The sequence below is a fragment of the Amycolatopsis sp. NPDC051903 genome, from assembly GCF_044452505.1.
GTDB lineage: Bacteria > Actinomycetota > Actinomycetes > Mycobacteriales > Pseudonocardiaceae > Amycolatopsis.
This window is the reverse complement of the sequence record NZ_JBITBT010000032.1, coordinates 50,443-72,904: the sequence shown is the minus strand read 5'-3', so window position 1 is coordinate 72,904 and position 22,462 is coordinate 50,443. Positions and strand designations below refer to the sequence as shown.

The window sequence follows — 22,462 nt, the reverse complement described above, 5'->3', positions numbered from 1 at the left end:
GGCGTGGCACGGGGTGGCGTCGACACCCCGATGTAACTCCCGTAACATCGCGGTGTGACGAGCGAACTCCACGAGCCGGACTGGTTGCTGATCAGCGCCTCGACCGCCAAGGCCGGCGACGCGCTGCGGGTGCAGGTGTGGCGCAAGCTGCGTTCCCTGGGCGCGCTGTACCTGCAGCAGTCGGTCTGCCTGCTGCCCGCGCGGCCGGCAGTGGTCAAGGACGTGCGCCGGCTCGTGGATCGCATCCGGCACCAGGGTGGCACCGCCCGGGTGCTGTCGATGGGCTTCACCGTCGCGGCTGAAGAACAGGCGATGATCGCCGAGTTCAACGCCGCGCGGGACACCGAGTACGCCGAGGTGCTGGAGCGGTTGCCGGCCTTCCTGGACGAGCTGGAGAAGGAGCTGGCACGCGGTAACGCCACCTACGCCGAAGTCGAGGAGTCCGAAGCCGATCTCGAACGGTTCCGCTCGTGGCTGGCCAAGATCGCCGCACGCGACTACTTCGCCGCCCCCGGCGGCGAGGCGGCGCGCGACGCGGTGGCGCACGCGGCCGATGCGCTGGCGGCGTTCGAGCGGGCGACGCTGAGCGTCGAGGCCCCCGCCGAGGCGGCGGCGGCGCCGATCGGGAAGAGCGAGTGGCCGAGGGCGGTCGAAGGACCATGACCGCCCACAGTGGACAGACCGGGCAGCTCCCCTCGGCGGGTCCCGCGGAGCGGGCTCCGGAGTGGCACGCGCTGAGCACCGAAGCGGTGCTCGACCGGTTGGAGGCGGGGCCGAACGGCTTGCCGGCCGACGAACGGGCCCGCCGCCTCGACCGGTTCGGCCCGAACACCCCGATCAAGCGCAAGCCGGAGCCGTGGTGGCACGAACTGGCGGAGTCCTTCACCGAGCCCCTGCAGCTGCTGCTGATCGCCGTCGCGGTGCTGTCGGCGATCTTCGGTGAGCTGCGCGACGCGATCGCGATCGCCGCGGTGGTCGCCGTCGTCGCCGTCGTGGAAACCATCACCGAGCTGCGGGCTGATCGCGCGATCGCCGCGCTGAAGGCGATGACCGCGCCCACCGCCCGCCTCGTGCGTGACGGCGGTGTGGTGCAGGTGCCGGCGGCGGAGCTGGTGCCCGGCGACGTCCTGGTCGTCGAGGCCGGGGACGTGGTGCCGGCCGACGCCCGCGTGCTCGCCTCGCACGGGTTGCGGGTGGACGAGTCGAGCCTGACCGGGGAATCCGTCCCCGTCGGCAAGAGCGCCCACCCCGTGTCCGCCTCGACCGAGCTGGCCGAGCGCTCCAGCCTGCTGCACAGCGGCAGCCCGGTGCCCGCCGGCGCGGGCCACGCGGTGGTGGTCGCCACCGGTACCGCGACCGAGCTGGGGCGGCTGGGCAAGCTCGTGGCCGGGACCAGGGAACCTCCGACTCCGCTGCAGCTCGCGTTGTCGCAGCTGGCGAAAGCGGTGCTGGTCATCGCGATCGCCGCCAGCGTGCTCGTGCCCGCGGTCGGCGTGCTCGCCGGACAGCCGTGGCGGGAGATGCTGCTGTCCGGGTTGACCCTCGCGTTCGCCACCGTGCCCGAGGAACTGCCGATCCTGATCACGTTGCTGCTGGCGATCGGCGGACGCCAGCTGGCGCGCCGGGGCGCATTGCTGCGGCGCCTGCGCGCGGGCGAGACCTTGGGCGCAGTGACCACCGTCGTCACGGACAAGACCGGCACGCTGACCGAGAACCACCTCCAGCTCGCCGAGATCGTCGGCGACCGCCACGAGGTGCTCACCGTCGCGCTGGCCTGCCAGCCCACGCACGCCACCCGCCGGGAACCGCTGGAAGTCGAGCTCGCGACCGCCGCCGAGCAAGCCGGCATCGCCGGGGTCGGCCGCGAGGTGGCGGTGTACCCGTTCGACCCGGCGCGCAAGCTCGTGTCCCGCGTCCACACCCTCGGCGACGACCTCGACGCGGCCCTGGGCGTGGCGGTGTCCGGGGCTCCGGAGGCGGTGCTGGACCGCTGCGAACTCGACCCGCTCGCCCGGCAGGACGCCGAAGAAGCCGTGGCGCGGCTGTCGGAGCGCGGCCTGCGCGTGGTCGCCTTCGCCCGGCGCGTGCTGCGCACCGCCCCCGCCGATCGGGAGGAAGCCGAACAGGGGCTGGCCTACGTCGGGCTGGCTGCGTTCGACGATCCGCTCCGGCCCGGCGTGCCCGAGGCGATCGCCGCGCTCACCGAAGCCGGGGTGGCCACGATCGTGGTCACCGGCGACCACTCGGCCACCGCCACCGCGATCGCGCTGCGCGCCGGCCTGCCCGCCGGCCACACCCTCTCCGGCACCGCGGTCGACGCGATGGCCGATGCCGAGCTGGACACCCGGCTGGAGCACGGCAGCGTGATCGCCCGGGCCACCCCGGCCACCAAACACCGCATCGTCCGGCTGCTGCAACGGCGCCACGAAGTCGTCGCGGTCACCGGCGACGGGGCCAACGACGCCCCGGCGCTGGCCGCCGCCGACGTCGGCATCGCGCTGGGCCGGCGCAGTGCCGAGCTGGCCCGCACGTCCGCCGGCCTCATCCTCACCCACGACGCCTACCCCACCGTCGTGGACGCGACGGCCACCGGGCGCAACATCACCGCCCAGCTCCGCCGCGCCGTCGCCTTCTACCTCGGCGCGAAACTCGCGCTCGTCGTCGTCCTGCTCGCCGTGCTCGGCGCCGGTCTGCCCAGCCCCTTCGAGCCGGTGCACATCGTGCTGCTCGAGATCTTCATGGACCTCGGTGCCACGGTCGCGTTCGTCGCCGAACCCCTCGCTCCCCAGGCGATGCACCACCCGCCACGCCCGCCCGGTGCCCGGTTCCTCGACCGCACGGTGCTGACCGCGATCGCGATCACCGCGGTGACCCTCACCCTCGCGGTCCTGCCCGCTTACCTGATCCTCACCGCCGCCGGTGCCGGCGCGGCGCAGGCCAGCGCGGGCGCTGTGTTCGCCTGGCTGGCCGCCCACGTCCTCATCGCGTGGACCCTGCGGACCCGGCCGTTGCTGTCCTGGAAAACCAACCCGGCTTTCCCCGCCTGGGCCGCCGTGGCGGTGCTGACCGGACTCGCCGCCACCACCACGGCGTTCGGCTCTTTGCTCCACCTCGGCACGCTGAGTGCGATGCACGTGGGCCTGGTGGTGGCTCTCGTGCTGATCGCAACCCTCGTGTCCACGGCGCTGGGCCGCGTCGCGGGTTTCCGGGCCCGGCTGTAAAAAAGCACCGGACGCGAACGTCCGCAACGGAAATCGCCGAATTCCGGGACGTTTGTTTCTCCTCCCTTTCGCGTGGGTGAGTGACCGTAGCCGAATTGGCCCGGACCTGCGACGATCGGACGGGGGACGGCGACTGGCCGCCGGTCGACCCGAGCACTGACCTTTTCGAGCCGGGCGGAAAGGAACTCCAGTACCATGTCGATACTGATCTTCATCGTCGGCGCGGCGTTGCTGATCTACAGCGCGGAGAAACTGATCGTCTACGTCGTCGGTGCGGCAGCCGGCCTGCGCATCTCCGTGTTCCTGCTCGCGATCATCTTCACCGGAATAGAATTCGACGACGTCGCCCTCGGGGTGGCGCTGAACGTGGAAGACCTCAGCGACGTCGCACTGGGCACGGTGTTCGGCACCGCGATCTCGATGATCGGAATCGTGCTCGCCCTCGCCGCGATCATTTGCCCGACGAAGGTGAACATCCCGCGGCCCTACCTCGTGTTGTTCGTCGCGGCGCCGGTGGCGCTGATCCCGTTCATCGTCTTCGGGCCCCTCACCCCGGTTTACGGCGCGGTTCTGGTCCTGTTGTTCGTGCTCTTCATCGGTTACGTGGCCACCCGGGAGCTGAAGCGGACCACCCCCGTTTTCCGCAACGCGGAGATCCTCGAGAAACTGGAGGTCGGGGCGGGCTCGGGCGGAAGCGCCACCACGGTCTCGCCCGAGCCCGCCGACCTCCCCACCGACAAGCCCCCCTTCGTCGTGACGGTGCCGTTCACCAAGAACCGGCCCATTCCCGGCTGGGCCGCGATCGCACTGGCCGTGCTCGCGCTGGCCGGCCTCGTCGCGGGCGCCGCCATCACCAGCTACGGCACCAAGGGGATCCTCGAGGACTACCGGATCCAGGGAGCGCTGTTCGGCGCGACGATCGCCACCCTCGTGCTGACGCTCGAAGACGTGTTCCTGACCGTCGAACCCACCCGCAAAGGCGCGCCCGAACTCGGCGTCGGCAACGTCATCGGCAGCGTCGTGTTCGGCGTGACCGCGAAGCTCGGCATCATCGTGCTCGCGGGCGGCAGCATCGTGATCGACGACGACGTCCTCTCCTGGCACCTGCCGGTGCTCGTCGGCATGACCGCGCTCGCGGCGTACTTCCTCGCCACCGGCCGGTTGAAGCGCTGGCACGGGTTCGTGTTGCTCGCGCTCTACATCGCCTACTGGGCTGTCAGCTTCGCCGTGTTCGGCGGAGCCCCGATCGAAACGGATTGAGCGCCTTCACGCCCGGGAGCGCCCGGCCCGGTGCGGGCGGGGGATCAACGGAGCGTCGGCGGCGCGCGATTCGGCGTTCGCGGCCTCGACCGCCCGCGTGACGAGGTGGTGATCGGGCGACAGGTGGCAGACCGGGTCGGTGCGGGCGGCCTCGCCGGTGAGCTGGAACGCCTGGCAGCGGCACCCGCCGAAGTCGAGCTCCCGCCGATCGCAGCTGCGGCACGGTTCCGGCATCCAGTCGGTGCCCCGGAACGCGGTCATCACGGGTGCGTCGGTCCAGATCCGCTCCAGCGTCTCCTCCCGCACGCTGGCCCTCGGCAACCGGAGGGACTGCGCGGCCGGGCAGGGCAGGACGTCGCCGTTCGGCGTCACGGTCAGCTGGCGCGCCGCCCAGCCGCCCATGCAGGGCTTCGGGTAGCGGCTGTAGTAGTCGGGCAGGACGTAGACGACCTCCGTGCGGTCCCGGAGGCGCTCGCGCGCGGCCCGCACGACGACCTCCGCCGCGTCGAGCTGGGCCCGGCTCGGCAGCAGCGCGTCGCGGTTTCGCCAAGCCCAGCCGTAGTACTGGGTGTTGGCCAGCTCCACCCGGTCGGCGCCGGCTTCCTCGGCCAGCTCGAGCAGTTCGGCGACGCGGCCGATGTTCCGCCGGTGCAGCACCACGTTCAGGGTCAGCGGCCAGCCCAGCTCCTTCACCACGCCCATCGCCTCGATCTTGCGCCGGAACGACGGGGTCCCGGCGATCCGGTCGGACAGGACGGGTTCGTCGGCCTGGATGCTGACCTGCACGTGGTCCAGTCCGGCGGCCCGCAGCTTTTCGGCCCTCGGCCGCGAGAACCCGAGCGCGCTGGTCACGAGGTTGGTGTAGAGGCCCAGGTCGTGGGCCTCCGCCACGATCTCCTCGAGATCGCGCCGCAGCAGTGGTTCCCCGCCCGACAGGTGGCACTGCAGGACACCCAGGTCGTGCGCCTCGCGCAGCACCCGCCGCCACTCGCCGGTGGTCAGCTCGTCGGTGTAGTCGGCCAGGTTCAGCGGGTTCGAGCAGTACGCACACGCCAGCGGGCAGCGGTAGGTGAGTTCGGCGAGCACACCGAAGGGGCTATCCATCGGCGAGCTCCACGCAGCGCCGGGCGACGAGCCGGGTCAGGAACCGCCGCACCTCCTCCTCGGGCACGCTGCGGTACCGCGCACCCAGCTCGGCCACGATCTCGGCCACGGTGCGCTGCCCGTCGCACAGCTCGAGGATGTCGGCACCGCTGCCGTTCAGCACCACCACGGTCTCCGGGTGCAGCAGGACGCGCTGCTGCCGGGCCTCGCTGAAGGTCAGCCGCACGTGGCGCGCCAGCCGCGGCCGATCCGTTGTGGACACTTCGGGCCGGGCCGTCGTTCCGGTCGGGTTCGGATCCATTGTGGTCACTCCGGGTAGGCCTTGTCGACGGCGTCCATCAGGCTCCACAGGACGTCGCACTTGAACGACAGCGCGTCGACCGCGCGGGCCTGGGACTCGGCGGACAGGCAGTGCGCCGTGACCACCTCGAGGGCGTGTTCGCAGTCGCGCGGAGCCTGCTCGAGGCGGGCGCGGAAGTAGGCCAGGCCCGCGGGGTCGATCCACGGGTACCACCGCTCGAACGCGGCCAGCCGCTGCGCCATCAGGTCGGGGGCGAACAATTCGGTCAGCGACGACGCGACCGCCTCCACCCACGGATGGGTCCGGGTGAAGTTCACGTAGGCGTCGACCGCGAACCGCACTCCCGGAACCAGGTGCCGGTGGTCCTGGATCTCCTCGCGGGTCAGGCCGGCCGCCTCGCCCAGGCGCAGCCACGCCTCGATGCCGCCCTCACCGGCGTGGCGGCCGTCGTGGTCGACGATCCGGCGGAGCCAGCGGCGGCGGACTTCGAGGTCGGGGCAGTTCGAGAGGATCGCCGCGTCCTTGCGGGGGATGTTCTCCTGGTAGTAGAAGCGGTTGGCCACCCAGCCCCGGATCTGCCCGCGGCTCAGCAGCCCGGCGTTCATCCGCACGTGGAACGGGTGCTGATCGTGGTAGCGCCGCGAATGGGCGCGCAACACCTCAACGAAGGCGTCCTCCGTCGCAGCGGTTGTCCTGGTTGTCGTCGTCACAGAGCTACACCTCGACCTCGAGTCCGTCCACGGCCACCTCCGCACCCGCCTCCACCACGGCGCGCCGCTCGGGGCTGTCGTCGAGCAGGATCGGGTTGGTGTTGTTCAGGTGCACGAAGATCACCCGCCGCGCGTTCAGCGACGGCAGCTGCGCCAGCGTTCCGTCCGGGCCGCCGACGGGCTGGTGCCCCATCTCGCGCGACGTCTTGCCGGCGAGGCCGAGCCGCACCAGCTCGTCGTCGCTCCAGCACGTCCCGTCGATCAGCAGGCAGGCACAGCCCTCGATCTGCTCGCGCACCGCGGGCGTCAGCGCCTGCACCCCCGGCAGGTACCCGAGCTTCCCCCCGCTGCGCTCGTCGGTCAGCCGGTAGCCCACCACCCGGCCGTCGTCCGCCCCGGAACCGAACCGGGCCCGCTTGGTGGTGGGCACGGCGAACGCCCGGCAGGACAGCCCCTCGCCCAGCGGCACGTCGGTGCCGCCGACGACCGCCGTCCACTCGACCGGGCAGTAGCGTTCGAGCGTGCGCAGCACCCCCGTGCCGTCGCACAGCGTCTTGTGCACGGCCGGAGTCGAGTACAGCCGCAGAGCGCGGGCCTCCCGCAACAGCAGCAGCCCCAGCGTGTGGTCCAGTTCGGCGTCGGTGAGCAGCACCCCCGCCAGCGGCGACGTCCGGCCGCCGTGCGGGTGCAGCCCGGGGAACGCCTCGATCTGGGTCCGCACGTCGGGTGAAGCGTTGATCAGGTACCACGTCCGGCGATCGGCGCTCACCGCGACCGAGGACTGGGTGCGCGCGACCCCCTCCCCGGACCGGACGGCGGTGCACACCGGGCAGCCGCAATTCCACTGCGGGGAACCACCCCCCGCAGCCGAGCCCAGCACCCGCAGCCACATCCCGGCACTCCCGTCCGTGGTCGTCCCGGACCGCCGGGTGGCGCCGGACCTCCTCCGGCGCCACCCCACGTCCCCTAGTCGTCCAGCTGAGCGATGTACATGGTCACCTCGGGTGCGACTCCGATCTCGTCGAACTCGGGCGTCTCCCACGCAACGAGCTGAGACTCCATGGATTCACCTCCTCTGCCCGAATCGCGGCAGGTTCTCCTCCGGTGTCAGGACGTTTCCGGGAGCGCGAAGACGAACAGGGTGCTCCCGTGCCCCGCACCCAGCATGCCGGGGAGGAACCCCTCGGCCCAGCCGCCCCAGCCGACCGGCACGGCGATGTACTGCCGTCCGTCGACCGTGTACGTGGTCGGGCTGCTGTGGTGGCCGCTGCCGCACTGGAACTGCCAGAGCAGCTCCCCCGTGCGCGCGTCGAGTGCGTTGAACTCACCACTGGCTTCGCCGGCGAACACCAGGTCGCCACCGGTCGCCAGCGTCGACGCGCACATCGGCAATTCGTTGCGCCAGCGCCACTTCTCCTCGCCGTTGCCGTCGAAGGCGCTGATCGATCCGGCCATGTCCTCGGCATCCACCTGAACGCCCGCGCCCCAATAGGGGATGCTCTCCTTGAACTCCCGGCGGCGCCGGGTGGCCGTGGCCCCGGTGTCCTGGACCGGGACGTAGAAGAACTCCGTCTTCGGGCTGTAGGACGCGTGGGTCCATTCCTTGGCCCCGGCCGGCCCCGGGTAGAAGTGGACGGGTTCGCCCTCCTTCTCCGGGTACACCTTGGCCGTGACCTTGCCCTCCCGCGTGACCGCGCCCCACGTGATGCGGTCGACGAAGGGGGTGATCTGCATCAGCGAGCCGTCAGTGCGGTCGAGGACGTAGAAGTAGCCGTTCTTGTCGAAGTGCCCGAGCAGCTTGCGACCGTCCTTTTCGAACAGGATGCACTCGGCGATGCTGTCGTAGTCCCACAGGTCGTGCGGCGTGCACTGGTAGTGCCAGCGGATCTGGCCGCTGTCCACGTCGACGGCGACGATGCTGTCGGTGTAGAGGTTGTCGCCTTCCCGGACCTCGCCGTCGAAGTCGGGTGCCGGGTTGCCGGTACCCACGTACAGCAAGTTGGTCTCCGGGTCGAACGTACTGGTGACCCAGCAGTTCGCGCCGCCGCGCGCCCACGCCTCGCCGTCGGCGGGCCAGGTCTCGGAACCGGGCTCGCCGGGCTTCGGCACCATGTAGCAGCGCCACTGGTGTTCGCCGGTCTCGATGTCGAACGCGTCCAGGTGGCCGCGGACACCGAACTCGCCGCCGGAACTCCCGACGATGACCATGTTCTTCACGATCAGCGGGGCGACCGTGGCGCTCTCACCGGCCCGCACGTCGCCGTAGGTCTTGGTCCACACCAGTTTGCCGGTGGTGGCGTCGAGCGCGAGCAGCCGGGCGTTCGCCGCGACGAAGAAGACCTTCCCCTGCGCCACCGCGCACCCGCGGTTCACGTTCCCGCAGCACAGCGAGACGTCGAACGGCACGGCGTGCTTGTAGCGCCAGATCTCCACGCCCGTCTTCGCGTCCAGCGCCCAGATCCAGCCGTCCCAGCCGGTCAGGAACATGACGCCGTCGACGACGATCGGGGCGGCTTCGAACGAGTAGGTCGAGGCGCCCGCGATGAGACCGGTCGTACCGGCCTGGAACACCCAGGCGGGAGCGAGCCGTTTGACGTTCTCCTTGTTGATCTGCTCCAGCGGGCTGTACCGCTGGCCGTTGTACGCGCCGTAGTAGGTCAGCCAGTTGTGGGGCTCCTGGCGGGCGTTGAGGATCCGCTCGTAGTTCACGCCTGCCGTCACCGGCGGAGCGACTTCCCCGCCCGGCATCTTGCCGCTGAGGTTTCCCTGGTCGATGGCCTCACCGGCGTCGACGTAGTCCTCCGAGGTCGCCATGTCCTCTTCCTCCCTACGGTTGCGGTTGGTCGGGTCGGTCGAGGCGCGCTTCCGGCGGTGCGTCACCCAGGACGACGATGGCACCGGTCAGCCCGCGGCCCTCGTCGTTGCCGGTGGGTGAGCTGAACCAGTAGTAGCCCGGACCGTCGAGCGTGAGCGTCGCCCGGCCGCGCGAATGGTTCACCAACCAGATGAATTTCCGGTCACCATTGCTCGGCAGAAGCGCACAGTGCGTGTTCTTGTCGTCGTTGATCAGCTCGAGGTCGATGGTTCCTTCGTGGGGCATGACGAGAATGGAGGGGTCGAACGTCAGCTCATCCTCGTTGATGCGAATCGTGGCTTTCATGCGGCCACCCGACCCCTCGGTGGCCCGGGCGATCTTCCCGGTGCCCAGCACGCGACCCAGCGTCGCGTGGTTCTGCACGTCCAACCCGAGCTCTTTGAGCAAGTCGGCCCGTTCTGGCGCTGTCGTCATCGGCCTTCACCCTCCTCATCCCGAATCCCTGTGCCGACTTCGCATCGGCCACGTCGTAGGCGCGCGGTCGCGGTGATGCGCATTTCCACGCGGAAAATTCTTCGAAATCCGAGCGAATTCCCCGCCACGCCCGACGTCCGACGGAAAATCGGTGGTAATAGGCACGCTACGCCGGGAAAAACACGTCGACAAGCGCAGGTGGTGGCCGGGAGCGCGGATGCCGTCCAGCGGCCACCGACTACCGTTCACAGCCGATTCGGGGCCGCTGAGCGGGAGCGGCACCACCAAAAAACTGCTCCGGTGAGAGTGTTGCGAGCCGTGAAAAATTCGACCCGGGGCCGCTTCGCGGTGCCGGTTCAGGTGAGGTCGTACCGATCGAGGTTCATGACCTTGTCCCAGGCGGACACGAAGTCGCGCACGAACTTCTCCCCCGCGTCGTCGCTCGCGTAGACCTCCGCGAGCGCGCGCAGCTCGGAGTTCGACCCGAAAACCAGGTCGACCCGGCTGCCGGTCCACTTGAGCTCGCCGGTGGCCCGGTCGCGGCCGTCGAAGGTCGATGGCACCCCGGCACCGGATCCCGCGCTCGGCTGCCACCGCACGCCCATGTCGAGCAGGTTCACGAAGAAGTCGTTGGTCAACGCTCCCGGGCGGGAGGTGAAAACGCCCAGCGGCGAGTGGCGGTGGTTCGCGCCGAGGACGCGCAGGCCACCCACGAGGACGGTCAGCTCCGGCGCGCTCAGGGTCAGCAGGTTCGCCCGGTCGACCAGCGCGTGTTCCGGAGGCAGCCGGCCACCCTTGCCCTCGTAGTTGCGGAAGCCGTCCGCGGCCGGTTCGAGCGCGGCGAAGGACTCACGATCGGTCCACTCCTGCGTCGCGTCCGTGCGGCCCGGGGTGAACGGGACTTCCACGTCGTGGCCCGCGTTCCGCACGGCTTGTTCGACGGCGGCCGCCCCGCCGAGCACGATCAGATCGGCGAGGGAGATCTTCTTGCCGTCACTGCGAGATCGGGCGAAGGACGCTTGGATCCCCTCCAGGGTGCGCAGCACCGTCGCCAGCTCTTCGGGCTCGTTGACCTCCCAGCCCCGCTGCGGTTCGAGGCGCAGACGCGCCCCGTTCGCCCCGCCCCGTTTGTCGCTGTCGCGGAACGTCGAAGCCGACGCCCACGCGGTGGAGACGAGCTGCGAAACCGACAGCCCGGAGGCGAGGAGCTCCGCCTTGAGCCCGGCGATGTCAACCGGGGAAACGAGTTCGTGGTCCACGTCGGGGACCGGGTCCTGCCAGAGCAGCGTTTCCCGCGGGACCAGCGGCCCGAGGTAGCGCCGGCGCGGGCCCAGGTCGAGGTGCGTCAGCTTGAACCAGGCCCGGGCGAACGCGTCCGCCAGCTGGTCCGGGTGCTCGAGGAACCGCCGCGCGATCGGCTCGTAGACCGGGTCCACCCGCAGCGAGAGGTCGGTGGTCAGGATCGTCGGCGCGTGCGTTTTCGCCGGGTCGTGCGCGTCGGGCACGGTGCCGGTCCCGCCGCCGCCTCGCGGGATCCACTGCCACAGCCCGGCGGGGCTCAGCTCCAGGTCCCATTCGTAGCCGAAGAGTGTCTCGAGGAAACTGTTGTCCCACCGCGTCGGCGTGGGTGTCCACGTACCCTCGAGCCCGCTGGAGATGGCGTCGGCGCCCTTGCCGGTGCCGTAACCGCTGCGCCAGCCCAGGCCCTGCTCCTCGAGGCCGGCCGCCTCGGGTTCGGGACCGAGGTGGGTGTCGGGTCCGGCGGCCCCGTGGGTCTTGCCGAACGTGTGCCCGCCCGCGATCAGCGCGACGGTTTCCTCGTCGTTCATCGCCATGCGGCGGAACGTCTCGCGGATGTCGCGGGCGGCGGTGACGGGATCCGGGACGGTGTGCGGCCCCTCCGGGTTCACGTAGATGAGTCCCATTTGCACAGCCGCGAGTGGTTTCTCCAGCTGCCGCACGCCGCGGTGCCGTTCGTCGCCGAGCCACGCGCGCTCCGGTCCCCAGTAGACGTCGTCATCGGACTCCCAGACGTCCACGCGGCCGCCGGCGAAACCGAACGTCGTGAAGCCCATCGTCTCCAGGGCCCGGTTGCCGGCGAACACCATCAGGTCGGCCCAGGAGATCTTGCGGCCGTACTTCTTCTTGACCGGCCACAGCAACCGGCGCGCCTTGTCGAGGTTGCGGTTGTCCGGCCAGCTGTTCTGCGGCGCGAAGCGCTGCATGCCCGTGGCCGCGCCGCCCCGGCCGTCGTCGACGCGGTACGTGCCGGCGCAGTGCCACACCATCCGGAGCACGAGCGGCCCGTAGTGGCCGAAGTCGGCGGGCCACCACTCCTGCGACGTCGTCAGCACCTCGTCGACGTCCCTCGCCAGCGCGTCGAGGTCGAGGGTCCGGAACTGCGCGGCGTAGTCGAAGTCCGCCCCCATCGGGTCGGCCACCGCGGGGTGTTTGCGGAGGATCTTCAGGTCGAGCTGGTCCGGCCACCAGTCACGGTTGCCCGGTGCGCCCGCCGGACGGGCGCTACGCGCCACCGGGGCGGGGAGGCCGAGGCCGCCCGCGCTCCGCTCGTTCGTCTCACCGACCACGGCGTCGGGACTGTCAGACACGGGAATCCTTCCGGGTACTGCGTTGTGCCGGCGAACTCAGATGTCCAGCGCCCGGCGTACAGCCGGCGCGTTCCGCCGGGAGACCGGCACCATCTCGTTCGCGCGATAGTCCATGACGAGCTGCAGCTCCCCCTTCTGCCCGCGCTCGATCTCGCGGATGCGGCTGAGGTTGACCACGTACCGGCGGTGCACCCGCAGGAAACCGACGTCGGCCAGCTCGGTGTCGAGCTTGTCGAGGCTCGGCGACGCGGCGCGCATGCGGCCCTGCGCGGTGGACAGCCACACGTCGTTCCCCTCCGATTCCGCGAAGGAGACCTCCCGCAGCGGCAACAGGACCATCCGGTTCTCCCGCATCCCGACCACCCGGCGGGGCTGCATCCGGGGGCGCACGGCGTCCGCCGCCTGGGGCAGCTGCACTCCCTCGGAGACGCCGAACGAGACCAGGTGGCCGATCAGGTGCGCGGACGAGAAGACGGGCCGGATGCTGATCGACGTCGGCGAGTCGGCGAGGTGGGTGAAGGTCTGCGTCGACCCGACCCAGTCCGGGTTGTGGGCGGCCTGCTTGGTGGCGTACCGGACGGCTCCGATCAGTTCCGGCAGCCCGGGGTTCCACCGCAACGTGGAGTCGAACGCCGGGGTGGACGCCGGCACGCCCATGAGCACACTGGCCGTCTCGTCCGCGATCACTGCCTTGCCCGCGGTGTCGACGGCCGCGAGCGGGGCGCCGGAGCGGGCCCGGGCCTGCGTGTAGGTCGCGACCAGCTCGGCACCGCTGTCGCGGGCGCGCCGCTTGAGCGCGCGCTGGGTCTTGGCGACCGCGCCGGCCAGCCAGCCGCCCGCGGACGGCGGCAGCTGGCTGCGCCAGCAGGAGAGGTTCAGGCCGCCGATCGGCTCCCCCGTCACCACGTCACGCACCGCGATACCAGCGCTGACCCAGTTGTGGAACGCCTGGCACCAGTGCTCGGCGCCGCTGATCAGCACCGGGCCGTGCGCCTCCAGCGCCGTGCCCATGCCGTTCGTGCCCGCGGCGCACTCGGACCAGCTGAACCACGGCGCCAGGTTGAAGTCGGAGGCTCGGGCGAGCGTGGCCTGGTCGCCCCACTCGCCCAGGATCCGGCCTGTGGCGTCGGTGACGGTGACGACCCCGGAAACGCTGCCCATTTCGTGCGCCACGGACGCGGCGCGGAAACCCAGCTCGGCGAACACGACGTCGTGCTCGGGGGTGTGGTCACGCTCGGCGGCGGCCACCGGAGCTTCGGTCAGGTGCGGGTCCACCCGGTACTGCTCCCGGCAGCGGTGCCAGGAGATCGCCACGACGGGCCGTACCCCGGGAACCTGATCCTCGCCCTGCACGAACCGTTCCCACGCCTCGAAGACGGCGCCCCCGCCCGGGTTCGCCGCCCTCCGTCCGAACCGATGTGCATCCTTCATGGTCGAGAACCACCTTCAGCCCATCCCCAGCGCTCGGCGCAAGCGCACGGCCTGCAGCGGTCTCCCCTCGTCCCGGCCCGGCTCGCGGCTGACTGAGCACTGCCTCGCACGTTTCCGGCTTCGGCACTCGTTCCGGTCGTGTCACCGACCGGCACAACCCACTGTAGGTACCGTCGCGAAGCTGCGCACGTTTCCGGGCGGGGGAACTCGTGCCGCCGTTCGCCGCCGGGCCCGGAACCGGTTGTGCCGTGCCGGGAAGGCCGGGCGCGGACCGCCCACAGTGAACCGGTCACGGGCTTCGCGGGGGATGCGAAAGAGCTTTTCGTTGCCTCGCAACAACAATCGGTGCCGCCTCGGGAAGCGTGCGCCGGCGGGGACACGAATCCGAGCCGATCGTGCCCCCGCAGGTCTCGACCACCTCCGCGGGACGCGCCCGGCCCGGGGGGTGGTGTGAAGCGCGCGTCTCCGCGATGCTGGCCGTCGAGGCCAGGACAGGGAGGTGACCGTGAAGGTCGTCATCGTCGGAGCGGGGATCGGGGGGCTGACCGCGGCGCTGCGGCTGCACCACGCCGGCATCGAATGCGTCGTGCACGAGCAGAGCGAGCGGATCGCCGAGCTGGGCGTCGGGATCAACGCGCTGCCGCACGCGGTCAAGGAGCTCGCCGCGATCGGCCTGCTCGACTCGCTGGACGAGATCGGGATCCGCACCCGCGAGCTGTTCTACACCCACCGGCTGGGACAGGTGATCCTGCGCAAGCCGTGCGGGCTGGACGCCGGGTTCACGCTGCCCCAGTTCTGCCTCCACCGGGGCCGGCTGCAGGGCATGCTGTTGCGCGCGGTCCGCGAGCGGCTCGGGCCTGAGGCCGTGCGGACCGGGCACCGGCTCACGGGGTTCGACCAGGACGCGAGTGGCGTCCGCGCGCAGTTCGCCGACCGGCGCGCCGGCACGCAGGTGACGGTGCACGGCGACGTGCTGGTGGCCGCCGACGGCATCCACTCGACCGTGCGGTCCCGGCTGTTCCCGGCGGAGGGCCCGCCCCGGTGGAACGGCGTCCTGATGTGGCGCGGTGCCACCGACTGGCCGGAGTTCGGCGGCGGCCGGTCGATGATCGTCGCCGGTGGCACCGCGGCCAAGCTGGTGATCTACCCGATCGCGGAGGGCCGCAGCGCGGACACGCGGCTCACCAACTGGGCGATCTGCATCCAGACCGGGCAGCCCGGTTCACCACCGCCGGAGCGGCAGGACTGGGCCAAACCCGGCGACCGGGCGGAGCTGGCCCGGCACGTCGGGCAGTTCTCCTCGGCGGTCGTCGACCACGCCGCGCTGGTCGAGGCCACCGAGGAGATCTTCGAGTTCCCGATGTGCGACCGGGATCCGTTGCCCGCCTGGTCGCACGGGCGCGTGACGCTGCTGGGCGACGCCGCCCACCCGATGTACCCGATGGGCTCCAACGGCGCCGGCCAGGCGATCCTCGACGCCACGAGCCTCGCCGGTCACCTGGCGCAGCACTCCGATCCCGTCGACGCACTGCGTGCGTACGAAGACGACCGCTTGGCGGCCACGAGCGAGGTCGTGCTGCGCAACCGCCGGGGCGGTCCGGAGAACGTCATCGACGAGGTCGAACGGCGCGCTCCGGACGGCTTCGCCCACCTGGAAGACGTGATCGACGCGGCTGCGCTCGAGGCGATCGTCGCCGGCTACGCTCAGGTCACCGGCGCCTCGGTGCAGCAGGTGAACGAGCCCGGCCGGTGACCCCGGCCGGGCCGGTCAGGCGCCCTCCACCGCACCGGGCGGCAGGAAGTCGACGTCGTACAGCGCCGACAACCGGACCACCTCGACCGGGTCCTCCAGGTCGTGCAGCTTGTCGAACAGCTGCGCGAGCCGCCCCGCCGGGCTCACCCAGAACAGACCGCGGGCGATGTCCTCGCTGCGGTTGTAGTAGGCGTGCGGGAGGCCCTTCGGCATCCGCACGGTGTCGCCGCGGCCCGCGGTCTCCCACTGGCCGTCGAGGTAGAGGGTGAACACGCCCTCCAGGATGTAGATGTGCTCGTCCTGGGTCGGGTGCACGTGCGGTGGTACGCCGGTGCCGGGCGGGTCGAGGGTTTCGAACGCGAAGCTCGACTCGCTGGCGGCCTTCATGTAGTAGGTGTGGCCGAGCACGTTCCACACCTTCTTCTGCATGCCTTCCTGCGCGAGCGTGATCCCCTTCGGAAGGGGACCGAGCACGATTTCCTCGCCGGTCATCACACCTCCTGGCCGATGGTTCGTCAGCTACGCACTCTGCGCCATGCCGGACCCGATGTACAGCCGCCCGGCCTACTCGCCGGGGCCGGCCTCGGCCAGCCGCTCCTGCACGCGGGCGTGGCGGAACTGGTAGACGTCACCGGCCTGCCTCAGAACGCCGCGGCGGTGCGCGTCGTCGAGGAAGTGCATGAGCCGCCAGGGCAGCCGGCCGGTGGCGGCGAGCCAGAAGTGGTGGACGAAGTAGTTCCCCCACGCGCGCGTCACGAGCACCGCCACGCCGATCCCGCAGCCGAAGCACAGGCCCGCCACGAACGGCAGAACCGGGTTCGACGCCGGCGGGAACACCTGGCCGCCGGCGATCGCACCCGCGACGCCGTAACACACCGCGGCGAGACCGCGAGCCATGAAGAACCCGAACAACGCGCCCGCCAGCCCGCCGGCGATCGCCAGCGCGAGGTCGAACCGGCCGCCCAGCACCGGCAGGAACCGCGTCTGCGCGGTGAAGGCGAACGCCATTCCGTCGAACAGGCCCGCGGACACCAGGAAGGAGACCGACAGCGCGATCGCCCCGGTCCGTTCGTTGCGCAGGATGGTCCTCGGGCTCGACACGCGGCTGGCGTCGACGGGTTTGGCGAGCCACACGTGCACCCCGAACACCACACCGAACACGAGCGCCAGGACCACGACGAGGCCCGTGGCCAGCGACCAGCCCAGGCCGAGCAGGACACCCACCACGGCGCCGGCCGCGAACCGGACAGCGAACTTGCCCGCGGCCCCGGCGAAGCGCAGTTCGCTGTGCAGGGGCTCCGGTGGGCGCCCGAAGCGGTGGGTCAGGTAGCCGGCACCGCCGAACGAAAGGGCGTAGATCGCGCCCAGCCCCGGGCCCGCGGACAACCAGCCGGCGGCGAGGAAGAACAGTGCGATCAGCGTGCCGGCCAGGGCTGCCCGGGTCCCGGCGGGAACCGCGCGGTGCAGGCGCCACCAGGCCAGGTCGCGGCCGCGCCGCTCTTCGAGGTGCCGGGCCAGGAACCCCAGCCAGCGCGTCGCCTGCGCCGCGGGGTACCGCCCGGACGGGCTGGTCTTGGGGTTGCGCCCCGGCGGCTGCGGCACCTGCGCGTAGGCGTTGGGGACGAGCGAGTCGAGCAGCTGTCCTTCGAGGACGGCTTCGTCTTCGGCGGCGAGCAGCTCCGCGGGGTCCGCGCCGGGACGGCCGTAGCCGATCCGCGCGAGGTCGACCATCAACGGTGTCCGCAGCGTCCGGCCGAGCGGTCCGTCCGGATCCCGGCGCAGCCGGTCGGCCACGGGCAGCCAGCGGTCGTGCTCCCGTGCGGACAGGTAGGTGATCGCCTCCTGCCGGGTGACGGGTTCGAGCCGCACCACGGTGGCGGTGCTCAGCACCGCGCCGGACTCGCGCGTGACCTGCTCGTACTCGGCGGAGCGCGAGGTCAGCACCAGTGAGCGGCCCACGGCCATGGTCTGGTCCAGTGCGTCGAGCGCGGTGGCGCGCAGATCGGCGGGCATCTCGTCGAGCCCGTCGAGGATCGGGACGACGTGGCCGCCGAGGACGAGCCGGGTGGGTGCGTCGCGCCCGTACTCCCGGGCGTTGAGCAGCGCCGGGTGGTTCTCGGCGAGCCGGCCCGCGAGCCAGCGGTCGAGGTGTTCGCGCCGCGGGTCCCACGAGGCCAGCGACAGCAGCACCGGGACCGGGCTGCCCGGACCGCGGGCGCGCAGCAGCTCCAGCGTCAGCACCAGCGAGAGCACCGACTTGCCGGACCCGGGATCGCCGAGCACGACCAGCTGCCGCACGGGCAGCGCGGCGTAGGTCTTGGCGATGTCGTCGAGGTCGCCCCGCAACGCCGGCCTGCCCGCGCGGGCGACGGCCGAGAACTGCAGGACGATCGGCTGCGGCCGGTGCAGCGACCGCAGCTCCGCTTCCGCCCGCCACTGCCACGTGACAGCTTCGGCCAGCTCGGTGACCGCACGGCCGAAGCGGTGATCCGGAGCGGCTTCGGCCGCTGCCTCGGGCTCGGGTTCAGCGGCGGTTTCGGCCGGGGCGCTGGGTTTGGACTCGCGCAGGATCTGCTCGTGCAGCCGCCGCAGGTCGGGGTTCGGATCGACACCGAGCTCGTCGGCCAGCCGCCGGCGCAGGCCGTGGAACACCATCGAGGCCTCGGCGTAGCGGCCCTCCTTGGTGAGCGCGCGCATCAGCAGCAAGTGGGACTGCTCGCGCATCGGGTGCTCGCCGCAGAACTCGGTCAACTCGCGCACGACTTCGCCCGTTTCGCCGAGCCGCAGCTGCCATTCGGCACCGAGCTCGACGGCGTCGGCGCGCTGTTCGTCGAGCAACGCCGCCCGGCCGGCGAGCGTGGTCGTGCGAAGCCCGTCGAGCGCGGGGCCGCGCCACAGGGCAAGCGCGTTCCGGATCTCTTCGACGGCGTCGGCGAGCTTTCCCTGCCCGGCGAGTCCCCGCGCCACCGCGACGCGGCGGCGGAAGAAGAGCGAATCGAGATCACCGGCGTCGATCTGCAGCCGGTACCCGGGACCCTCGGTGACGATCAGGCCGCCGAGTTCGCCGAGCCGTCCGCGCAAAGCGGAGACGCAGTTGCGCACCTGCTTCACAGCCGTCGCCGGCGGCTCGTCCGCCCACAGCGCGTCGATCATGCGCTCCACCGGCACGACCGCGTTGGGACTGAGCAGAAGCACGGCGAGCGCGCGCTGCTGACGTGGGCTCGCCAGGCTGACCCGATCCCCGTTCGCCCGGACTTCCAGCGTCCCGAGAATCCGGAACCTCATCGCCTCTCCCCCACGCCCTCAAGGCTAGCGCCCGGCGCGCGGGCCCGAAACGCGCAGGTGCAGCCGCGAATGCCGGCGCGAGGACGAAACGAGGACGGCATCCGCCACTCTGCGGGGACGGCGAGGAATCGGGGAGGCCGGGGACGACCCGGTGGCGGGCGCGTTGCTTTGGGGGTCGCGCCCACCACCGGGACGGTTCAGGCGCCGGCGGCCCGGCGGGCGGCGATGGAGACGGGGTTGTCCGGCACATCGGCCCACGCGATTTCGAAGTAGTTGCCCTCGGGGTCGCAGACGTAGGCCGAACGTCCGGTGAAGAACTCCGCGTCGACGGGTTCCTTCGTCACGCGAGCGCCGGCGGCCCGCATCCGCTCGGTCAGCCGGTCGACCTCCTCGGCGCTGTCGACCAGCACCCCGATGGTGAAGCGGAGGCCTCCCGTGCCGGGGTCCGGCTCGGCGTTCCCGTCGCGGGCGAGCATGGCGACCGGGAACAGGGCGAGCACGATGCCGCGGAGCTCGAAGGCCACGAAGTCGCCGTCGTCCATGATCTGCGGCCAGCCGAGCCCGCGGTAGAAGTCGCGCAGCGCGGGAAGATCACGCGCACCCAGGGTGATCAGGTTCGCCAGCGGTGCGGAAGTGTCCATGGCGCGAGTATGCGCCGGGCGGCCACCACCCGGGCGGGGCCGGATGACCCGTCGGGTTCCGCTTCAGGCGGGTGCGCCGGCGAGCCAGCTCACGCCGTACCGCGGCACCTCCGCTTCGGCGCTCACCCCGCGGTCGTGGAACGTGAGGACCCGGAAGTGCCCCCGGATGCCGAGGGCGGTGCAGCCGGCTTCCCAGTTCGCGCACCAGATGCCGAGCGCGACGGGCGCGTAGTAACGCGAGGAGGTGGCGGTGAAGAAGTCCAGGCGGCGGACCGCGGTCCCGGCGTCGTCGGTGAGCGCGACACACCGCGTGGTCTGGCTGTTGAACGAGGACGGCGACCACTGGCACGCCTCGTAGGTGCGCCCGAACGCGGCGAACGGCGGGGTGCTGACCGGGAGCGGCCGGCGGAAGCCGGTGTCGGCGAAGAACAACGAGGGCACCGGCAGGCGGCGGCGCTGGACCAGCTCGATCGCGCGGACGGTGAGGGGCTTCAACCGCGAGCGGTACCCGATCGCGCAGACGCAGACGACGTGGTCGCGGTCGGGCTGGAAGCGCGCTCCCAGGCGCGCCGCGATCGCCGTCTGGTCGGCGCCCGGGCCGATCCAGCAGGTCGCCAGGCCCATCCGCGCCGCGTGCAGGACCACTGCGTGCAGGCTCCGGCCGACGTCGATCATGGCGGTCCGGTCGTATTCGCGTGGAGCGATCGCGACGAGGAATTCGTGGGCGCCGACCGTCGGCCACACCGTGAGCGCGGCGGCGAGGTACTCCAGCCGGATCGGGCGCGCACCGATCAGCGCGGCCGGCCGCACGTGCTCCCGCGCCACACGCAGGAGCTCGGCCCGATCGGCCGCGGTCAGGTCCCGGCGCTGGAACGACCGGCAGGACCGCCGCGAGCGGATCAGGTCGAAGGCGTCGAGATCGTCACGCCGGGCCGGCCTCGGCTCGCGCGGCCGAAATCCCAGTTTCATCGTGACGACGTCGAAGCCGAAGCCGGCGAACACGAGGGCACTGGCGGCGGCGATCAGCAGAGCCGGCGGTGCGCTCACCAGGCTGACGACCGCGGAAACCAGCAGGAGGGCCACCGCCACCGCCGCGGTCGGCAGGTACTGCAGCCAGCCGGTGAACTGCAGGCGCCACTTCAACCGTCGCAGCGGTGATTGACGTCGGACTCTCGCCTGCTGGTGGACCTCGAGCTGGGTCATGGTGATCGCCCCCGGGCGCTTGCGGTGACTGTGTGTTTACGACTCCACGCTAAGCGCACCCGGTCTCTAATGCAAGTGACCACTTGCATTAAGGGTGGTTAAACTCGCCTGGCGGCACCAGGTGGGGAGACGCATGCCCAGGCAGATCGACGTCGACCGGCTGTTCGACACCACGGCCACGGTCTTCGCCGAGCGCGGCTACCAGGCCGCCACCACGCTGGAGATCGCGAAACGCTCCGATGTCAACGAGGTCACGATCTTCCGCCGCTACGGCGGGAAAGCGGCGTTGATCAACGCCGCGCTGGCGCACGTCCTGAGCCGGTCGCCGTTCGCCCGCCTGAAGGCCGGCGACGACGTCGAGGCCGACCTCCGATCCGTGGTCCACGCCTATGCGGAGACGGTCCGGCAGTACGGCGGCGCGGTTCTCACCTTGCTCACCGAAGTGCCCCGGCACCCCGAACTCACCGAAGCCCTGTCCGCGCTCGAGCCGAACCTGAGCAACGCGGCCGACGTGATCGCCGTCCACCAGGAGCGCGGCCGGCTGGCGCAGGGTGACCCGATGCGGATGCTGACCGCGTTGATCGCGCCGCTCATGGTTTCCGGGCTGTGGCCACGAGCCGGGATCGCCGCGTCGGCCGACGACCCCGAAGCCGTGGTGCGAGCGTTCCTCGACGGCCATCGCGCCGAGTGACGGGCACCGGGGACCCGCGCTTCAGCTCGCTCGCCGGTAGCGGTCGAGGATCCCGGCGCGCACGGCTGGGCCCGAGGTGCCGAGCGCCTCGAGGATCGGGCGGACCAGACCACCGTTCATCCCGATCAGGCCGAGAGCGAGGTGTTCGACGCCGATGTGCTGATCGCGCCGGGCCTGCGCCTCCTCGACGCTGTGCGCCAGGGCGTCCCGGGCCGCCGTGGTCAACGGCAGGTGCCCGCGGGGAACGGGACCCTCGGCCCGGTAGTGACCGGTCGCGGCCGGGCCGGGGACGGCAGCGGCGAGGAGCCGGCGGCGCCTGCGGCGGAGCAAGCCCGAAGGGAGAGCCAGGTTCAGCCGGGGCCGCCGCTTGTGGTGCACGACGCCGGCGGCCTGGGCGACCGCGTCGGCGCCGAAGGACGCCACGATCCGGGCCCGCACGGCGTCGAGATCGACCCCGACGGCCGCCAGCGCGTCGCGATCGAGGTCGCCGAACAGGCCGGCGCCGCCGCCCAGCCCGACCCGGCGGACGATCTCCTCCTCCACGCGGTCCGGCGTGCTCCCCCGCTCCCGGAGGACGGCGCCGGCCGGCTCCCCGGCCGAGGCCACGGCGAGCAGCAGGTGTTCGCAGCCGACGTGGTGGTGCCCGAGCCGGCGGGCGTGCTCCTGCGCGTGGACGACGACGGTGCGGGCTTCCGGGGTGAACCGCTCGAACATCATCGCCCCCCGACCCGCCGGCCGTACTTGCGGTGCACGGTCTGCTTGGTGACACCCAGCCGCTCGGCGATGTCCTGCCACGACCACCCCAGCGTCCGCGCGCGTTCGACCTGCAGGATCTCCAGCCGTTCGGACAGCGCGCGCAACGCGGCCACCGCTCGCAACCCCACCTCGGGGTCGTCGCTCGTGGCGCTCTCGGCGATTTCCAGAGTTGACTCCATGCCCGTCAGCATATGCTGACGCTCGATCG

General features: G+C 71.5%; 20 protein-coding genes. 5 read left to right on the top strand and 15 right to left on the bottom strand.

Annotation, left to right across the window (positions count from 1 at the left end; translation table 11 throughout):
- The first annotated feature begins 54 nt into the window (after positions 1–54).
- The 3 genes from ACIA77_RS40215 to ACIA77_RS40205 all read left to right on the top strand — a co-directional run bounded on the left by ACIA77_RS40215 (position 55) and on the right by ACIA77_RS40205 (position 4,481).
- Complete coding sequence (locus ACIA77_RS40215; protein WP_395891389.1) at positions 55–663, top strand: Chromate resistance protein ChrB; 609 nt, start codon at positions 55–57, stop codon at positions 661–663.
- Complete coding sequence (locus tag ACIA77_RS40210; RefSeq protein ID WP_395891388.1) at positions 660–3,221, top strand: cation-translocating P-type ATPase; 2,562 nt, start codon at positions 660–662, stop codon at positions 3,219–3,221. The genes ACIA77_RS40215 and ACIA77_RS40210 overlap by 4 nt, the downstream gene beginning before the upstream one ends.
- Before the next feature lie 195 nt (positions 3,222–3,416).
- Positions 3,417–4,481, top strand: a complete 1,065-nt coding sequence (locus ACIA77_RS40205; RefSeq protein ID WP_395891387.1) for a sodium:calcium antiporter — start codon at positions 3,417–3,419, stop codon at positions 4,479–4,481.
- Between the two features lie 6 nt (positions 4,482–4,487).
- Here ACIA77_RS40205 and pqqE read toward each other — a convergent pair whose 3' ends face one another.
- The 9 genes from pqqE to ACIA77_RS40160 all read right to left on the bottom strand — a co-directional run bounded on the left by pqqE (position 4,488) and on the right by ACIA77_RS40160 (position 13,925).
- The gene (gene pqqE, locus ACIA77_RS40200; protein ID WP_395891386.1) at positions 4,488–5,585 is read right to left on the bottom strand and encodes a pyrroloquinoline quinone biosynthesis protein PqqE; all 1,098 of its coding nucleotides are present in this window, start codon (positions 5,583–5,585) and stop codon (positions 4,488–4,490) included.
- Positions 5,578–5,886, bottom strand: coding sequence for a pyrroloquinoline quinone biosynthesis peptide chaperone PqqD (gene pqqD, locus ACIA77_RS40195; RefSeq protein WP_395891385.1), 309 nt, complete (start codon positions 5,884–5,886; stop codon positions 5,578–5,580). The genes pqqE and pqqD overlap by 8 nt, the downstream gene beginning before the upstream one ends.
- Before the next feature lie 5 nt (positions 5,887–5,891).
- On the bottom strand, positions 5,892–6,596 hold the full coding sequence (gene pqqC, locus ACIA77_RS40190; RefSeq protein WP_395891384.1) for a pyrroloquinoline-quinone synthase PqqC: 705 nt from the start codon (positions 6,594–6,596) through the stop codon (positions 5,892–5,894).
- A gap of 4 nt (positions 6,597–6,600) precedes the next feature.
- Complete coding sequence (gene pqqB / locus ACIA77_RS40185; RefSeq protein ID WP_395891383.1) at positions 6,601–7,488, bottom strand: pyrroloquinoline quinone biosynthesis protein PqqB; 888 nt, start codon at positions 7,486–7,488, stop codon at positions 6,601–6,603.
- A gap of 74 nt (positions 7,489–7,562) precedes the next feature.
- Positions 7,563–7,658, bottom strand: coding sequence for a pyrroloquinoline quinone precursor peptide PqqA (gene pqqA / locus ACIA77_RS40180; RefSeq protein ID WP_204096569.1), 96 nt, complete (start codon positions 7,656–7,658; stop codon positions 7,563–7,565).
- A 45-nt stretch (positions 7,659–7,703) separates the two neighbouring features.
- Positions 7,704–9,410 carry a PQQ-dependent dehydrogenase, methanol/ethanol family gene (locus ACIA77_RS40175; protein WP_395891382.1) on the bottom strand — a complete coding sequence of 569 codons (1,707 nt, stop codon included), beginning with the start codon at positions 9,408–9,410 and terminating at the stop codon, positions 7,704–7,706.
- Positions 9,411–9,423: 13 nt separating this feature from the next.
- On the bottom strand, positions 9,424–9,885 hold the full coding sequence (locus ACIA77_RS40170; RefSeq protein ID WP_395891381.1) for an MSMEG_3727 family PQQ-associated protein: 462 nt from the start codon (positions 9,883–9,885) through the stop codon (positions 9,424–9,426).
- Positions 9,886–10,241: 356 nt separating this feature from the next.
- Positions 10,242–12,494 (bottom strand): catalase/peroxidase HPI, encoded by a 2,253-nt coding sequence (gene katG / locus ACIA77_RS40165; protein WP_395891380.1) that lies wholly within the window; start codon positions 12,492–12,494, stop codon positions 10,242–10,244.
- A gap of 36 nt (positions 12,495–12,530) precedes the next feature.
- Positions 12,531–13,925: a LytTR family transcriptional regulator DNA-binding domain-containing protein gene (locus ACIA77_RS40160; RefSeq protein WP_395891379.1), complete on the bottom strand. Its 1,395-nt coding sequence runs from the start codon at positions 13,923–13,925 to the stop codon at positions 12,531–12,533.
- Positions 13,926–14,430: 505 nt separating this feature from the next.
- Between ACIA77_RS40160 and ACIA77_RS40155 the strand changes: the two genes are divergently transcribed.
- Complete coding sequence (locus ACIA77_RS40155) at positions 14,431–15,678, top strand: flavin-dependent oxidoreductase (RefSeq protein ID WP_395891378.1); 1,248 nt, start codon at positions 14,431–14,433, stop codon at positions 15,676–15,678.
- A gap of 15 nt (positions 15,679–15,693) precedes the next feature.
- Here ACIA77_RS40155 and ACIA77_RS40150 read toward each other — a convergent pair whose 3' ends face one another.
- The 4 genes from ACIA77_RS40150 to ACIA77_RS40135 all read right to left on the bottom strand — a co-directional run bounded on the left by ACIA77_RS40150 (position 15,694) and on the right by ACIA77_RS40135 (position 20,807).
- Positions 15,694–16,170: a cupin domain-containing protein gene (locus ACIA77_RS40150; protein WP_395891377.1), complete on the bottom strand. Its 477-nt coding sequence runs from the start codon at positions 16,168–16,170 to the stop codon at positions 15,694–15,696.
- A gap of 72 nt (positions 16,171–16,242) precedes the next feature.
- Positions 16,243–18,963: a BTAD domain-containing putative transcriptional regulator gene (locus ACIA77_RS40145; RefSeq protein WP_395891376.1), complete on the bottom strand. Its 2,721-nt coding sequence runs from the start codon at positions 18,961–18,963 to the stop codon at positions 16,243–16,245.
- A gap of 197 nt (positions 18,964–19,160) precedes the next feature.
- Entirely contained in the window at positions 19,161–19,604 is a 444-nt protein-coding gene (locus ACIA77_RS40140) for a VOC family protein (RefSeq protein ID WP_395891375.1), read from the bottom strand.
- Between the two features lie 63 nt (positions 19,605–19,667).
- Positions 19,668–20,807: a nitroreductase family protein gene (locus tag ACIA77_RS40135; protein ID WP_395891374.1), complete on the bottom strand. Its 1,140-nt coding sequence runs from the start codon at positions 20,805–20,807 to the stop codon at positions 19,668–19,670.
- Between the two features lie 133 nt (positions 20,808–20,940).
- Between ACIA77_RS40135 and ACIA77_RS40130 the strand changes: the two genes are divergently transcribed.
- Positions 20,941–21,498 carry a TetR/AcrR family transcriptional regulator gene (locus ACIA77_RS40130; protein WP_395891373.1) on the top strand — a complete coding sequence of 186 codons (558 nt, stop codon included), beginning with the start codon at positions 20,941–20,943 and terminating at the stop codon, positions 21,496–21,498.
- Positions 21,499–21,519: 21 nt separating this feature from the next.
- Here the strand turns inward: ACIA77_RS40130 and ACIA77_RS40125 are convergent, their stop codons facing one another.
- Positions 21,520–22,212, bottom strand: coding sequence for a Clp protease N-terminal domain-containing protein (locus tag ACIA77_RS40125; RefSeq protein WP_395891372.1), 693 nt, complete (start codon positions 22,210–22,212; stop codon positions 21,520–21,522).
- A complete protein-coding gene (locus tag ACIA77_RS40120) occupies positions 22,212–22,433 on the bottom strand; it encodes a helix-turn-helix domain-containing protein (protein WP_395891371.1) in 222 nt (73 codons plus the stop codon). Before ACIA77_RS40120 ends, ACIA77_RS40125 begins: the two co-directional genes overlap by 1 nt.
- Positions 22,434–22,462: the final 29 nt, after the last annotated feature.

Excerpts from the sequence above, each read along its gene's own strand:
- ACIA77_RS40210 (WP_395891388.1), top strand. The coding sequence starts at position 660 with ATGACCGCCCACAGTGGACAGACCGGGCAGCTCCCCTCGGCGGGTCCC.
- ACIA77_RS40205 (WP_395891387.1), top strand. The coding sequence starts at position 3,417 with ATGTCGATACTGATCTTCATCGTCGGCGCGGCGTTGCTGATCTACAGC.
- pqqE (WP_395891386.1), bottom strand. The coding sequence starts at position 5,585 with ATGGATAGCCCCTTCGGTGTGCTCGCCGAACTCACCTACCGCTGCCCG.
- pqqD (WP_395891385.1), bottom strand. The coding sequence starts at position 5,886 with ATGGATCCGAACCCGACCGGAACGACGGCCCGGCCCGAAGTGTCCACA.
- pqqB (WP_395891383.1), bottom strand. The coding sequence starts at position 7,488 with ATGTGGCTGCGGGTGCTGGGCTCGGCTGCGGGGGGTGGTTCCCCGCAG.
- pqqA (WP_204096569.1), bottom strand. The coding sequence starts at position 7,658 with ATGGAGTCTCAGCTCGTTGCGTGGGAGACGCCCGAGTTCGACGAGATC.
- ACIA77_RS40175 (WP_395891382.1), bottom strand. The coding sequence starts at position 9,410 with ATGGCGACCTCGGAGGACTACGTCGACGCCGGTGAGGCCATCGACCAG.
- ACIA77_RS40170 (WP_395891381.1), bottom strand. The coding sequence starts at position 9,885 with ATGACGACAGCGCCAGAACGGGCCGACTTGCTCAAAGAGCTCGGGTTG.
- ACIA77_RS40160 (WP_395891379.1), bottom strand. The coding sequence starts at position 13,925 with ATGAAGGATGCACATCGGTTCGGACGGAGGGCGGCGAACCCGGGCGGG.
- ACIA77_RS40150 (WP_395891377.1), bottom strand. The coding sequence starts at position 16,170 with ATGACCGGCGAGGAAATCGTGCTCGGTCCCCTTCCGAAGGGGATCACG.
- ACIA77_RS40145 (WP_395891376.1), bottom strand. The coding sequence starts at position 18,963 with ATGAGGTTCCGGATTCTCGGGACGCTGGAAGTCCGGGCGAACGGGGAT.
- ACIA77_RS40140 (WP_395891375.1), bottom strand. The coding sequence starts at position 19,604 with ATGGACACTTCCGCACCGCTGGCGAACCTGATCACCCTGGGTGCGCGT.
- ACIA77_RS40135 (WP_395891374.1), bottom strand. The coding sequence starts at position 20,807 with ATGACCCAGCTCGAGGTCCACCAGCAGGCGAGAGTCCGACGTCAATCA.
- ACIA77_RS40130 (WP_395891373.1), top strand. The coding sequence starts at position 20,941 with ATGCCCAGGCAGATCGACGTCGACCGGCTGTTCGACACCACGGCCACG.
- ACIA77_RS40125 (WP_395891372.1), bottom strand. The coding sequence starts at position 22,212 with ATGTTCGAGCGGTTCACCCCGGAAGCCCGCACCGTCGTCGTCCACGCG.
- ACIA77_RS40120 (WP_395891371.1), bottom strand. The coding sequence starts at position 22,433 with ATGGAGTCAACTCTGGAAATCGCCGAGAGCGCCACGAGCGACGACCCC.